Genomic DNA, 13,324 nt, shown 5'->3' with positions numbered 1-13,324 from the left:
GGCACCTGACAGTTTTGTGACATTCTTGCGCGTGAAACACTGGATTCATGTTGCTTGCATTCTCTGTTGCCCCGTCCGGCCAGCCCGCAGCTGGCGCCGCATCCACCGACGGATCGGTGCACGACGCCGTGGCCGAAGCCGTCAAAATCGTCCGCGAATCGGGTCTGCCGAACCAGACGGATTCGATGTTCACCACCATCGAGGGGGAGTGGGATGAAGTGTTCGACGTCGTCAAGCGCGCCACCGAGGCCGTGGGTAAATACGGCAACCGTGTCTCCCTGGTGATCAAGGCCGACATCCGCCCCGGTTACTCGGGCGAGCTCACCGGCAAGGTGGAGCGCCTGGAGACGGCGATTTCCCAGAAGCTCGGCTAGGGCGTACCGGAACCCGCGAAGCCATCTGGCGGTTTGTTACATTCAGTCAATTTACTGGCATTCGCCAGGCAAGTAATTGCATCCGGCTAATTGCATTTAGTTAACCTCATTTACGCAGTAAAAAAGCGGCGGACCACCCTTGTGGGGTGGCCCGCCGCCGGCGTTTTTGGCTTAGAGGCCCGGGATGGTGGGAAGCGGGAAGCTACCCAGAAGGCCCAGTGCGGTGGAAAGAAGCGAAGTGACAAGACCGAGGATTGCGTCCATTGTTTGTGTCTCCCATCTAGACATTTATTACTGACAAGAAGACAATAAATGGCCCTGCCGGCAAATTGAAAGCGCTTCTCCAAAAATTCAGAATATTTACTGACCGAATCACTTGACATGACTTTCATGTCAAGTTCCATTAATGTTCGGGCGCCGGGGTCACTGCCGCGCCTTCTTCCCCCGCAGCCTGTCCGGTGCAAGACTTGGGGCCATGATTGAACACGTGGCCGAGCCCGGCTGGGTGGCCGTCGAAGAGTTCCTGTCCGCCGTCGTCGTGCATCCCGATCCGGCCCACCAGCGGGCGCTGCGCTCCGCCGTCGAGGCCGGCATGCCGCCCATCGAAGTGGCGCCGAACGCGGGCAAGCTGCTCAGGATGCTGGTGCAGCTCTCCGGAGCGCGGCGGATCCTGGAGATCGGGACGCTTGCCGGGTTCAGCACCATCTGGATGGCGCAGGGGCTCCCGGAGGACGGCCGGCTGGTCACCTGCGAATACCTGCCAATGCATGCGCACGTGGCGCGTGCCAATGTGGACGCCGCCGGAATAGGGCACAAAGTGGAGATCCGGCTTGGCGCGGCCCTGGATTCGCTCCCGACGCTCGTGGACTACGTGGCGCGGCACGGCGCCTTCGACTTCGTGTTCATCGACGCGGACAAGGAGAACGATTCCAACTACCTGGACTGGGCCATCCGGCTCGGCAGGCCCGGAACGGTCATCGTCATGGACAACGTCATCTGGGACGGCGCCATCCTGGAACCGGAACGGGACATGATCAATGCCCCGGGAATCGTCAGCGCCCTCGAAATGATGGGCAAGGATCCCCGGCTGGACGCCACGGCCATCCAGACCGTGGGCGCCAAAGGCTGGGACGGTTTCGCTCTCGCACGTGTCCTCTAGGCCCTTGTCCACGGCCTGACAATCAGGGCATCATGGGCGCTATGGACAACAGCGTTCTCAAGATTGTCTACACGATTTTTGTCGGTGTGCTTCTGGCGCTGTTTGTCGGCCTGGGGATCCAGACGTTCTATCCGCCGCCGAAGCAGCCCGAGTATCCGATCGAGCTTAACGTCAAGGAGCCCGGCGACGAGGCAAGGCAGGCGCAGGCGGACTTCGAGAAGCAGGTGCGGGACTACCAGGACGAGAACGACTCCTACAACCGAACCGTCGCCATCGTGGCGACGTCTGCCGCGGCCCTCTTGCTCGGGCTGAGCCTGCTACTGGAGAAAAAAGGTCCGGTGCTCGCCAACGGGATCATGCTGGGCGGACTTTTCACGTTGCTGTACAGCGTGACCAGGGGGCTGGCTTCCCGGGACACCCAGACGACCTTCATCAGCGTGAGCATCGCCCTTGTGCTGGTCATGTTCCTCGGCTACCGGCGTTTCATCCTGCACGGGAACAAAGACCCCGGCTCGGGAGCGCCGCCGGTCAATTAGGGTTGAAGCATGACTGAAGCACGGCGCAACTAGTGGCGAAACGCGGCAAAGCCGGCAAATCAGACAGGTCGACGGCGGGAGTGGTCGAGGTGCCCGCAGGCAGCCGCCCGGACGGCCCTGTGGCGGGCGTCTACTCCGTGGACACCGGCCACTGCGAACTCGTGGCGGACCCGGACAACTCCAACGGCTGGCTCCTGAAGATCAACGGCGTGATGAGCTCCCACATCGACCTCGCCGATCCGCTGTTCCTGGACTTCGAGTACATGCGCTGGATCGCGGCGCTGGTCGAATCCAAATGGCCGCCGGAAGCCCGGCCCAAGCTGCGCGCACTCCACCTCGGCGGGGGAGCCTGCTCCATGGCCAGGCGCTTCCATGCCGCCTACCCGGACGCCCGCCAGGTGGTGGTGGAACTGGACGGCAAGCTCGCCGAGTACGTCCGCGGCTGGTTCGACCTCCCCAGGGCGCCCCTGCTGCGGATCCGCGTGGGCGAGGCCCGGCAGGTCACCGAGTCGCTCACTCCGCAGACCCGGGACCTCATCATCCGCGACGTCTTCGCCGGGGCTTTCACGCCGCGGGCGCTCACCACGCGCGAATTCAACGACCATGCGGACAAGGTGCTGGCGCCGGGCGGTCTCTATGTGGTGAACTCCGGCGATGCCCCGGACCTCAAGAACGCCCGCGAGGACGCCGCCACCATCGCCGATACCTTCGAGCACACCATGATCATCGCCGACCCCGCCATGCTGAAGGGCCGCCGCTACGGCAACATGGTCATGGCCGGCAGCCACGAACCCTTCGGTGACGACCCCGGACTGGCGCGCACACTCCTGGGCGGCGCCGTACCCGCCCACATCTGGGATGACGCGCAGGTGCGGGCCTTCGCGGCCGGCGCCAAGATCCGGCGGGACCCGGCCGAAGCTGCGCCGGCAGCGCCGCCGGCAGAACCGGCCCCGGCGGGCTGACCCGGGCCGGAGGATCTCCCCGAATTTCCGTGTTTTTCCCAGGAAATACCCCGACTGGCTATTTAAATATAAGTCGGTATGGTATTGGTATCTTCGTTGCAGAAAGGCAGTGATCGGAATGTCCAACAATTCTCCTCGCGGCGCAAATGCCAAAAAAGCCGGAAAAACCGTTTTGGAAAAGCGGGCTGAGAAGAAGGCAAAGGCCGCCTCAAGTGAGCTGCAGTTCATAAAGCCGCGCAAGAACCAGCGGTAGGCCACGCCCGCCGCCGGAAAGCCCTGGGTCCGCCAGCGCCGCCGGGCCCCAGGCATCCGCAATTCAGCCATCAATTCACGCAGCACTCAAAGGTTTAAGCGCCCCAGCAGCGCTTCCCGGTGCGCGGCCGTCTGCTCGCGGAGGGCCTGCGCGAAGGCGGCCACAGCCGGGCGGCGCAGGGAATCGGGCCGCAGGACCATCCAGTAGGGCAGGAGTTCCGCGAATTCGGCGGGCAGCAGCCGCACCAGATCGCTGTGCTGGTCGGCCATGTAGCAGGGCAGGAAACCTATGCCGGCCCCGGCCCGTGTCGCCTCCACATGCACGAACACATTGGTGGAGCTCAGGCCGTCGCGCATGGACGGGACCAGCCGGCGCGGGGCGTCCAGATCGTCCACCTGCAGCATTGAATCCACGAAGTAGACCAGCTGGTGCCGGGTCAGTTCCTCCGGAGTCCCCGGGATGCCGTGGACGGCCAGGTACTCGCGCGAGGCATACATCCCCAGCCGGTACTCGCCCAGCCGGTGCGCCTCGGCCCGGTGCACCTGCGGCTCGCCCACCACCACCTCGATGTCCAGGCCCGACCGCTGCTGCAGCGCCCGCCGGGTCACCGTGATGATCTCCACACTGAGCCCCGGATGCAGTCGCCGCAGCCGCGCCACGGCAGGTGCCGCGATGTACGCGCTGAAGCCGTCTGTTGCGGTCATCCGCACGACGCCGGCAATGGGGTCTGGTTCCTGCCCGCCCTCTCCCAGCGAACCCACGGCCGCCTCGATCCGTTCCGCCACCGTCACCGCGCCGGCGCCGAGCTCGGTGACCTCCCAGCCGCCCGCGGCGCGGGCCAGCACGCGGCCGCCGAGCGACTTCTCCAGCGCGGCGATCCTGCGCGAAACCGTAGTGTGGTTCAGGCCCAGCTCCTGGGCCGCCGTCGTGAATTTTCCTGAGCGGGACACTGCGAGGAGGACGAGCAGATCGTCCGGATTCGGATTCATATCTGCAATTCTGCACACACTTGGTGCCCTTTTGGTCATTGAGAGGCCTGGAATCTGCGGCAATACTCAGTGGAGCATTCCGTGCTGTGGACCACAGCACGTGTCAACGAGGACACCAAGGAGATGGACATGAGCGTAGAGCAACGCTCCGGGACAGCAGCCGGGCAGGGCGCCGGCAAGGGCTCGGGCCTGAAGAAGATCGTGGCGGCCTCGATGGTGGGCACAGTGGTGGAGTGGTATGAGTTCTTCCTCTACGCCACCGCCGCCACCCTGGTGTTCGGCAAGTACTTCTTCCCCAGCACCGGCAACGAACTGGACGGCATCATCCAGGCATTCGTGACCTACGCGGTGGGCTTCGTGGCCAGGCCGCTGGGCGGCATCGTGTTCGGCCAGATCGGCGACAAGCTGGGCCGCAAGCCCACGCTGCAGCTGACCATCGTGATCGTGGGCGTGGCCACGTTCCTGATGGGCTGCCTCCCGGGCTTCGCTGACATCGGCTACCTGGCACCGTCCCTGCTGGTGGCGCTGCGCTTCATCCAGGGCTTCGCGCTCGGCGGTGAGTGGGGCGGCGCGGTGCTGCTGGTGGCAGAACACAGCCCCAACACGTCCCGCGGCTTCTGGTCCAGCTGGCCGCAGGCCGCCGTGCCGGTGGGCAACCTGCTGGCAACTGCGGTCCTGTTCACCATGTCCAGCGTCCTGAGCAGCGAGGCGTTCCTCGGCTGGGGCTGGCGCGTGGCGTTCTGGCTCTCCGCCGTGATCGTGTTCGTCGGCTACTACATCCGCACGCACGTCACCGAGGCGCCCATCTTCCTGGAAGCGAAAGCCCAGCTGGAGAAGGAGCAGGCCGTCAGCTACGGCGTCGGCGAGGTCATCCGCAAGTACCCCAAGGGCATCCTGCAGGCAATGGGCCTGCGCTTCGCCGAAAACATCATGTACTACCTGGTGGTGAGCTTCGCGATCGTCTACCTCAAGAGCGTCCACAAGTACGACACCTCTTCCCTGCTGCTGGCCCTCCTGATCGCCCACGTCATCCACTTCCTGGTCATCCCGCAGGTGGGACGGCTCGTGGACACCTGGGGACGCAAGCCCGTGTACCTGGTGGGTGCGGTGGCCGGTGCCACCTGGCCGTTCTTCGCCTTCCCGATGTTCGATACCCGCAACGCCGTGGTGATCGTGCTGGCCGTGACCATCGGCCTGTGCCTGCACGCGTTCATGTACGCCGGCCAGCCGGCCATCATGGCCGAGCTCTTCCCCACGCGCATGCGCTACTCCGGTGTTTCGCTCGGCTCCCAGGTCACCTCGATCTTCGCCGGCTCGCTGGCGCCGCTGCTGGCCACGCAATGGCTCAAGGACACCGGCTCCTGGGTTCCCACCGCGATCTACCTGGTGGTCGCCTGCGCCATCACCACGGTTGCGGTGCTGAGCCTGAAGGAAACCCGCGGCGTGGCGCTCGAGGACCTTGATAAGGCCGACGCCGTGCGGCATGGCCTCGCGCCGGCCGGCTCACGCTGATGGAAAACAGTTTGAACGGACGCAAGGCCTTGGTGACCGGCGGGGCGAGCGGGATCGGGGCAGCCTGTGCCCGGGCGCTCGCTGCCCGGGGCGCGAAGGTGGTGGTGGCCGACGTCGACGCCCCCGGAGCCGCGGCGCTCGCCGACGAGCTGGGCGGCACCGCCTGGTCCGTGGACCTGCTGGACGTGGACGCCCTGGCGTCCCTCCAGTTGGACTGCGACATCCTCATCAACAACGCCGGTATCCAGAAAGTGGCGCCCATCGAGGAGTTCGAGCCAGCGGAATTCCGGCGCATCCTGGCCTTGATGCTGGAGGCTCCGTTCCTGCTCATCCGGGCCGCGCTGCCGCACATGTACGCCAACGGCTTCGGCCGCATCATCAACATTTCCTCCGTGCATGGGCTCCGGGCCTCCGCGTACAAGAGCGCATATGTCTCGGCCAAGCACGGGCTGGAGGGGCTCAGCAAGGTGACGGCGCTCGAGGGCGGGCCGCAAGGGGTGACTTCTAACTGCATCAACCCCGGGTACGTGCGCACGCCGCTGGTGGAGAAACAGATCGCGGACCAGGCCCTGCTGCACGGCATTCCCGAATCCGAGGTCCTGGCCAGGGTGATGCTGACGGAGTCGGCGGTGAAGCGTCTTGTGGAGCCGGCTGAGGTTGCGTCGCTGGCAGCCTGGCTGGCCTCCGACGACGCCGGGATGGTCACCGGCGCGAGCTACACCATGGACGGCGGCTGGTCCGCCAGGTAGTCCTGGGTCCGGGCGGCGACAGCAATCCTCCCCGCCGTCTCCCTAACCTCGCAAGCTCGGTTAGGAACCCTGACGGCGTGGGCCCACGCATGCTAGCTCCTTCGTCGCTTTTGACGCATGCTTCCGCATCACTATCGCCGCCCGGTGCTTGACCCCCCGGCGCCCGTCCAGTGGTTGAGCTTTTCGAAACCCGTTGACTTTTGGTGCTGGTCAGCGTGTGACTGTTGGTTGAGAATGGCGGTTAATTCACAGCCGTGGATGGCGGGTTCCCGTGGGGAAGGATATTCGGAACACGAGTTTTCCGAAGTCTGGAGTTAGGCCAAAGTCCGTGCACCTATACCGGCGCTCGTCGTCGGCCAGCTGCTCGAGGATCATTCCCGAGGTGTGGCTCTGCGATCGCCGTCCACGGCCTGAATCCCAGATGTTGTAGAAAACCAGCGAACCGTCCGTCTCAAGAACATCGATAAGGACTGTAGCCGGAGCCGAATCCGTCCAAAGGTTCAATTGAGGCGAGGTGGCGCCGGCAGCGGACAACAAGCCAGCAGTTCCCAGGAACAGACCTTGGCGCCATGAAGGATCGGCCCTCTCGAATGTCAGGCAGATCTTTTGGCCCGGGCGGATCTCCAAGGACTCAATAAGGATGGCTGGGTCCCCGCCAAGCCCTTGAACTGTTGGGCTGTAGCTCCGTGGGGGAAGCGGCGCTCGTGGTCGGGTCATATCTGCATGGTCCCATGCACGGCGACCAGCAGGATGAATTCTCATCACTGCCGACCGCGTCGAACGTTGCTAGCCATGAGCGGAGGAAGGCTAATGGATCGAGTCGAAGTTTCGTTCAGTACCCGTCCATCCACACCCACGAAGTTCACGAACTGGAGCAAGTTCACCCTTGAGCATGCCCAACGAACGGGTGCTGAACGCTCGGAGCCGCGATTCAAAAACGTATTCGTTACAAACCAGCCGGCTCATTCAAAAGATGTGAATCGCAGAGTTATCTGGTTCATTTATCGCAGCGCTATTTGGCCGGCGAGGGACCGTGAGCGTACCCGAGTGGTCGTCGCCGCAGGCCGACACCTCCATTGAAATGAGGGTAGGCAGCCGTAGCCTGTGAGTCGTTGCTATTTGGCAGTTCTATGCCAGCGGTCGGTGGCGGATCGGGTGCCGTCCGTTGCGATCCTGACGGCCGACATGGCTCTGTTCATGCGGATCGCTCGGCCGGGTTCACTCGGCTCGGTCGATCTCGCGGTCGGCGTGCAGAGCGGTGGCTTCTGCGCTCGGGGTGAACCAGCTTGCCAGGAGGGTCATCGCCTGCTCGGTAGGGGTGTTGGGTTCGTAGGTGTAGATCAGGAGGGCGAGGTCCTCGTCCTTGGAGAGGTCAAAGGATTCGCCGATGAACTGGACGTCGCCGACGGCGGGGTGGTGGTACTGCTTGAGCCCTTCCCGGTATTTGAGGACGTCGTGGGAGGCCCAGAGTTCGCGGAACTGCGCGGATCGGGTCGACAGCTCTCCGATGAGGGCCATGAGTTCGGTGTCGTCGGGCGCCCGCCCGGCCGCGGCGCGGAGGAGTGCGACTTGGTTGCGGGCGGCGCGGGCCCAGTCGCCGAAGAATTCGGGCGTGCGCGGGTCGAGGAAGAGGAATCGCGGCATGCTGAACGGCAGCGTCAGTTTCTGGGTGCCGTCGGCGTAGAGGGCGTGTCCGAGGGTGTTCGCGGCGAGGATCTCGAGTCTGCTGTTTTGGACGAACGCGGGGATCGTGATCGCGTCGACGACCATCTGAATGGTGGGTCGGATTACCTGACGTGTGCGTGATCTCGGCGCACGTATCGGTGCGGGGCGGACGGCTTCGAAGAGGTTGCGCAGGTGCTCGCGTTCGACGTCGTCGAGCTGCAGTGCCCGGGAGACGGCGTCGAGTACTTCCGGGGAGATGCCGGTGGCTTTGCCGCGTTCGAGTCGGTTGTAGTAGTCGACGCTGACGCCGGCGAGGTGCGCGACTTCTTCGCGGCGCAGTCCGGGGACGCGCCGGATGCCGCCGAAGGTCGGGACACCGGCCTGTTCCGGGGTGACGCGGGCGCGCCGGCTGGCGAGGAAGTCGCGGATCTCTGCCTTGTTGTCCATGCACCTACGGTACGGCGTTGGCCGCGCATTAGGGGTGTTCTGCCGGACCCTGGTTCCGTCGGAACCGGGGTCGCTGCGGGTCTGCCGCGCGCGGCCGCCGAATGGTTGCATGGTCAGCATGCAACGTTCGGGTTCCTCCGAACGAATCTCCCCGAAAGGCGCCGTGCCGTGACCCTGACCGATTCCCTGACGACTCGTACTGGAAGCCCGCGGCTGCCCCTGGTGGTGCCGCTGCTCGCGGTCGGGACGTTCCTGATGATCACGACGGAGTTCATCGTCGCGGGTCTGATCCAGGAGATGGCCTCCGATCTCGGAGTGGGTGTGGCGCAGATCGGCCTGCTGATCACGGCGTTCGCGGTTGGGATGATCGTGGGGGCGCCCGGGATGGCGGTCGTGACGTTGCGGTTGCCGCGACGAGCGACCCTCGTCGCTGCACTGGCCGTGTTCGCGCTGGGGCACGTGGTCGCTGCGTTGAGCACCTCGTTCGCAGTCGTGCTGGCGGCGCGGGTGCTGACGGCGCTGGTCACCGGCGCGTTCTGGGCGGTCGCATCCGTTGTCGCGACGAAGGCTGCGGGTCCGGCGGCGAGCTCGCGCGCTCTGGGCGTGATGATGAGCGGCGTAGGCTTGGCGACCGTCGCCGGTGTGCCATTGGGGTCGTGGCTGGGGCAATCGATCGGCTGGCGGGGAGCATTTTGGGCGATCGCGGTGCTGGCCACTGTAGCGGCCATCGTCATCGGCCGGTTTGCTCCCGCGGATGAGAAGGGCGAGACGGCGTCGGTACTTTCGGAGCTGAATGCGCTGCGTGACGGCCGGACGTGGCTGCTGTTCGGGGCCACGGCGCTGATCAGCGGAGCGGTGATGGCGACGTTCAGCTTCATCTCGCCCCTGCTCACGGACCGGACCGGGCTTCCGGGCTGGGCGGTGCCGCTGGTGCTCGCCGGCTTCGGCGTCGGGGCGCTGATCGGCACGAACGCCGGCGGCCGCTTCGGCGACCGGCGCCCGGTTAGGACGTTCGTAGTTGCCGCGCTCATTGCCGGTGTGGTGCTGCTCCTACTGATCCCCTTGTCGGCGTTAGCGGCGGTCACCGTCGTGCTCGTGTTTCTGCTCGGGATCTCCGGAATGGCGATCCCGCCGGTCGCGACCGGGATGGCCGTAGCCTTCGCCCGGAACGCGCCGACCCTCGCAGCCGCCCTGGCGGTGTCCGCGTTCAACGCCGGAACCGCGGTCGGATCCGTCACCGCCGGTGAGGCTCTCAAATCCGATCTCGGTGCCATCGGTCCGGCCGTGGTCAGCGTCGTCATGGTCGTCCTCGGCCTGATCCCGCTGGTTGTTCTCGCCGCGAAACAGGCCCGCCGGGACCGTCCGACGCTGGACACAGCATCATGACACCCGGATTGACTCTTCTGTTCGCCATCGCCGGAGGTGCCGCGGTCGGCAACCTCTACTGGACCCAGCCCCTGCTCGGTTTCATCAGTGAGGACCTCGGCGTGAGCACCGCGGCCACCGGCTGGCTGGTGACCGTCACCCAACTCGGCTACGCCCTCGGCATCCTCCTCGTGGTCCCTCTCGGCGACGTCCTCGACCGCCGCAAGCTCGTCCCCGCCGTCCTCGGCACAGCAGTGATCGCCCTGACGGCCAGCGCCGTGGCACCGAACTTCGGCGTCCTGCTGGCCGCGAACGCCCTGATCGGATTGACGACCGTGTCCGGCCAGCTGCTCACACCCCTCGCCGGAGACCTCGCCGACGACGCCACGCGCGGCCGCATCGTCGGAACCGTCGCGTCCGGGATGCTCACCGCCATCCTGCTCTCCCGCACCATCAGCGGACTCGTCGCCGACATCGCGGGCTGGCGTGCGATCTTCGCAATCGCGGCGATTGCCGCCGCCGTCTTCGCGATCATCCTCCGACGACGCATCCCGGCCCTGCCGGCCAAGGCGAGCATCCCGTACCCTGCATTGATTGCATCCGTCTTCCTGGCCATCCGCCGCGAACGCACCGTCCGCTGGACCCTCGCCCTCGCGGCGACCGGCTTCGCGACCTTCACCATGTTCTGGACGTCGCTGACCTTCCTACTCAGCACACCCCCGTACTCCTACCCAGCCAGCATCATCGGCCTGTTTGGCCTGGCAGGGCTCGCCGGAGTGGTCGCCGCACAACGCGCCGGACGCCTCCACGACCGAGGCTGGTCCCTGCCCACGACGGGCATCGCGTGGGCTCTCGCGCTTGCTTCGTGGATTACGGCCGCCCTCACCGGACAGTGGCTCATCGGCGTCATCGCCGTCGTCGTCGTCATCGACATCGCCATCCAGGGACTGAACTTGCTGAACCAGACCCGACTCTTTTCCGTCGACCCGACCGCGCGAAGCCGTCTCAACACCGCCTTCGTCTGTACCAACTTCCTCGGCGGGGCCATCGGTTCGACTCTCGCCGGACTCCTCTGGAGCGTCGGCGGCTGGAGCGCCGTTACTCTCACCGGGACCCTCCTCTCCCTGCTCGGCCTCGCCATCTGGGCCAACGGCCGACGCCACGCACTGCACATTCCCGACCGATCGTCGTATCACCCAGACCCCGCCGAACGCCCGACCACATCCTGATCACAGGAGCGTCCCGCGGCATCGGCCGCGCGATCGCCGAGGGACTGGCCGCCCGCGGCGCCGCCGTCGCGATCAACTACCGCGGCAACAAGGCTGCCGCCGAAGACGTCGTGAACACCATCACCGCAGCAGGCGGCCGTGCCGTCGCCGTTCCCGGCGACGTGTCCGACCTGGCTGCCGTTCCCCGCATGTTTGACCAAGCCGAAGCGGAACTCGGTCCGCTCGACATCGTCGTGTCCAACGCGGCGATCGTGATCAACAAGCCCTTCGCTGACTACACGCTCGAGGACTACCAGGACACCTTCGACACCAACACCCGTGGAGCGTTCCTGGTCCTGCAGCAAGCTGCCGCCCGAGTGCGCGAGAACGGACGGATCATCGCGATCTCCTCCGGCGGCACCCGCCTGCTCCTGACCGGCACCACCGCCGCGTCCTGGGTCACCGCTCAGAACATCGGCGCCGGCGGCGGCGTCATGTGACGGCCGCAGCGGCGCGGTTCGCGGTCGGATCGGCGTTCAATCGCATCGTCCAGATGGTGTCCACGAACGGCCGTTCGTGAGACCGCCCTGACGACTGATCTCAACTCCGGCGTGTCTTGTCAGCGCTGGCCGTTAATAATGTCGTCGGCGTTGTTATAGGCCCAGGTGACCAGTGGAACCAACAGGTCGGACAGTTCATGGCCGCGCTCGGTGAGGCTGTAGTCCACACGGGGCGGAATGACCGGCTGGGCCTTGCGCAGCACCAGCCCGTCGCGCTCCAGGGTCTTAAGTGTCTGGGCCAGCATCTTCTCGCTGATGCCCTCCGCGCGGCGCCGGAGTTCGCTCCAGCGCTGTTCACCTTCCGAGAGTGAGAGCAGGATCAGCACTCCCCATTTGCTGGTGATGTGGTCCAGGACGGTGCGGCTGGGGCACCCTGCCGGGAACACGCCGTCGGCCAGTCCATCCGGCAAGTGAGCGTGCAAGCGAGTGTCCAGAGTGCTTCTTTCCATACCCATAACTTACCAAAAGGTGAGTACCTTACTTCAAAGTGCGTACAGACTTTCAGGAAGTATTCGGCGGGATGGCTGGTTGTGGAGGGTGACCCCCTAACAAATGGTGAAAGGAACCCAACCATGAGCATTGTCATCACTGGAGCAACCGGACAGCTTGGCCGCCACGTCGTCGAGGCCCTGCTGCAGCGCAATGTACCGCCTGCCGAAATTGTGGCCGCCGGCCGTTCCATCGAGAAGCTGGCCGACTTCGCCGCACGCGGCGTGCAGGTCAGGACAATGGATTACTCGGACGCCGCCTCCGTGGCGCAGGCGCTGGAAGGCGCCAGCAAAGTCCTCCTTATTTCCGGCAGCGAGGTTGGCCAGCGCGTGGACCAGCACCGCACTGTCATTGCGGCGGCCGCGGCTGCCGGTGTGGAGCTGATCGCCTACACCAGCATCGCCAACGCTGACACCACCGGTATGAAGCTCGCCGCCGAGCACCAGGCAACGGAAGCTATCCTGAAGGATTCCGGTGTCCCGATCGCCATCCTCCGCAACGGCTGGTACCTCGAAAACTACACCGAGCAGCTGCAGGGCACGCTGGCCCAGGGCGCCCTGGCCGGGAGTGCCGGCGAAGGCAAAATCAGTGCTGCGTCCCGCTCGGACTATGCCGAAGCCGCCGCCGCTGTACTCGTTGCCGACAACCAGGCCGGCAAGGTCTACGAGCTCGGCGGGGACCACGCTTTTACCCTCACCGAACTGGCCCAGGAAATCAGCGCAGCAGCCAACAAGCCGGTGGCCTACCAGGATCTTCCGGCCAGCGACTACGCCGGACTTCTGGCCGGCTTCGGCGTGCCGCAGCCCTTCGCCGACATCCTGGCGGACTCGGACCTGGGCATTGCCCGCGGCGACCTCCTGGTCAGCGGCTCCGATCTCCGCGAACTGATCGGCCGGCCCACCACGCCGATGCCGGTGGCCGTCCGTTCGGCCGTCGCCGCCGTCTGACGGACGTCCCGACGCTCTCTCACTTTTGGGGGCATTTCCCCTGACGCTCTCTCACTTGCCCGAGAAAAGTGAGAGAGCCCCTCATCGTCAAGCTGGTTGTGAGTCATTC

14 protein-coding genes are annotated in these 13,324 nt (G+C 65.4%); 11 read left to right on the top strand and 3 right to left on the bottom strand.

Translation table 11 applies throughout. The annotated features are described in order from the left end of the window. The first annotated feature begins 47 nt into the window (after positions 1-47). The 5 genes from J1902_RS15025 (at position 48) to J1902_RS19715 (ending at position 3,284) form a co-directional block, all read left to right on the top strand. Positions 48-374, top strand: coding sequence for a thiamine-binding protein (locus J1902_RS15025; RefSeq protein WP_207617120.1), 327 nt, complete (start codon positions 48-50; stop codon positions 372-374). A gap of 475 nt (positions 375-849) precedes the next feature. After that, positions 850-1,533 carry an O-methyltransferase gene (locus tag J1902_RS15020; protein ID WP_207617119.1) on the top strand — a complete coding sequence of 228 codons (684 nt, stop codon included), beginning with the start codon at positions 850-852 and terminating at the stop codon, positions 1,531-1,533. Between the two features lie 41 nt (positions 1,534-1,574). Then, positions 1,575-2,069 carry a hypothetical protein gene (locus J1902_RS15015; RefSeq protein ID WP_207617118.1) on the top strand — a complete coding sequence of 165 codons (495 nt, stop codon included), beginning with the start codon at positions 1,575-1,577 and terminating at the stop codon, positions 2,067-2,069. Between the two features lie 32 nt (positions 2,070-2,101). Then, positions 2,102-3,031 carry a spermidine synthase gene (locus J1902_RS15010; protein ID WP_207617117.1) on the top strand — a complete coding sequence of 310 codons (930 nt, stop codon included), beginning with the start codon at positions 2,102-2,104 and terminating at the stop codon, positions 3,029-3,031. Between the two features lie 118 nt (positions 3,032-3,149). After that, a complete protein-coding gene (locus tag J1902_RS19715) occupies positions 3,150-3,284 on the top strand; it encodes a hypothetical protein (protein ID WP_278253656.1) in 135 nt (44 codons plus the stop codon). Between the two features lie 86 nt (positions 3,285-3,370). On the opposite strand, the gene J1902_RS15005 is transcribed toward J1902_RS19715, so the two are convergent. Continuing rightward, on the bottom strand, positions 3,371-4,273 hold the full coding sequence (locus J1902_RS15005; protein WP_207617116.1) for a LysR family transcriptional regulator: 903 nt from the start codon (positions 4,271-4,273) through the stop codon (positions 3,371-3,373). A gap of 129 nt (positions 4,274-4,402) precedes the next feature. Here J1902_RS15005 and J1902_RS15000 point away from each other — a divergent pair, with 129 nt between their 5' ends. After that, positions 4,403-5,785, top strand: coding sequence for an MFS transporter (locus J1902_RS15000; RefSeq protein WP_207617115.1), 1,383 nt, complete (start codon positions 4,403-4,405; stop codon positions 5,783-5,785). Then, positions 5,785-6,534, top strand: a complete 750-nt coding sequence (locus tag J1902_RS14995) for a 3-hydroxybutyrate dehydrogenase (protein ID WP_207617114.1) — start codon at positions 5,785-5,787, stop codon at positions 6,532-6,534. The genes J1902_RS15000 and J1902_RS14995 overlap by 1 nt, the downstream gene beginning before the upstream one ends. 1,218 nt (positions 6,535-7,752) lie before the next feature. Here the strand turns inward: J1902_RS14995 and J1902_RS14990 are convergent. After that, positions 7,753-8,646 (bottom strand): helix-turn-helix transcriptional regulator, encoded by an 894-nt coding sequence (locus tag J1902_RS14990; protein WP_207617113.1) that lies wholly within the window; start codon positions 8,644-8,646, stop codon positions 7,753-7,755. A 168-nt stretch (positions 8,647-8,814) separates the two neighbouring features. Here J1902_RS14990 and J1902_RS14985 point away from each other — a divergent pair, with 168 nt between their 5' ends. From J1902_RS14985 to J1902_RS14975, 3 genes are read left to right on the top strand one after another with little or no spacing between them, the layout of a single operon-like run. Then, complete coding sequence (locus tag J1902_RS14985; protein WP_207617112.1) at positions 8,815-10,032, top strand: MFS transporter; 1,218 nt, start codon at positions 8,815-8,817, stop codon at positions 10,030-10,032. After that, positions 10,029-11,240, top strand: a complete 1,212-nt coding sequence (locus J1902_RS14980; protein WP_207617111.1) for an MFS transporter — start codon at positions 10,029-10,031, stop codon at positions 11,238-11,240. The genes J1902_RS14985 and J1902_RS14980 overlap by 4 nt, the downstream gene beginning before the upstream one ends. Then, positions 11,153-11,719: an SDR family NAD(P)-dependent oxidoreductase gene (locus J1902_RS14975; RefSeq protein ID WP_307794469.1), complete on the top strand. Its 567-nt coding sequence runs from the start codon at positions 11,153-11,155 to the stop codon at positions 11,717-11,719. The genes J1902_RS14980 and J1902_RS14975 overlap by 88 nt, the downstream gene beginning before the upstream one ends. Before the next feature lie 119 nt (positions 11,720-11,838). Here the strand turns inward: J1902_RS14975 and J1902_RS14970 are convergent, their stop codons facing one another. Then, positions 11,839-12,228, bottom strand: a complete 390-nt coding sequence (locus tag J1902_RS14970; RefSeq protein WP_207617110.1) for a winged helix-turn-helix transcriptional regulator — start codon at positions 12,226-12,228, stop codon at positions 11,839-11,841. 123 nt (positions 12,229-12,351) lie between these two features. On the opposite strand from J1902_RS14970, the gene J1902_RS14965 reads away from it, so the two are divergent. Beyond that, entirely contained in the window at positions 12,352-13,215 is an 864-nt protein-coding gene (locus J1902_RS14965; RefSeq protein WP_207617109.1) for an SDR family oxidoreductase, read from the top strand. The last annotated feature ends 109 nt before the right edge of the window (positions 13,216-13,324 follow it).

Origin of the sequence: Arthrobacter cavernae (assembly GCF_017368795.1) — a bacterium.
In the GTDB taxonomy this organism is placed as follows: Bacteria; Actinomycetota; Actinomycetes; order Actinomycetales; family Micrococcaceae; genus Arthrobacter; species Arthrobacter cavernae.
The sequence above is the reverse complement of the archived record's forward strand: the minus strand, read 5'-3'. Positions and strand labels throughout refer to the sequence as shown.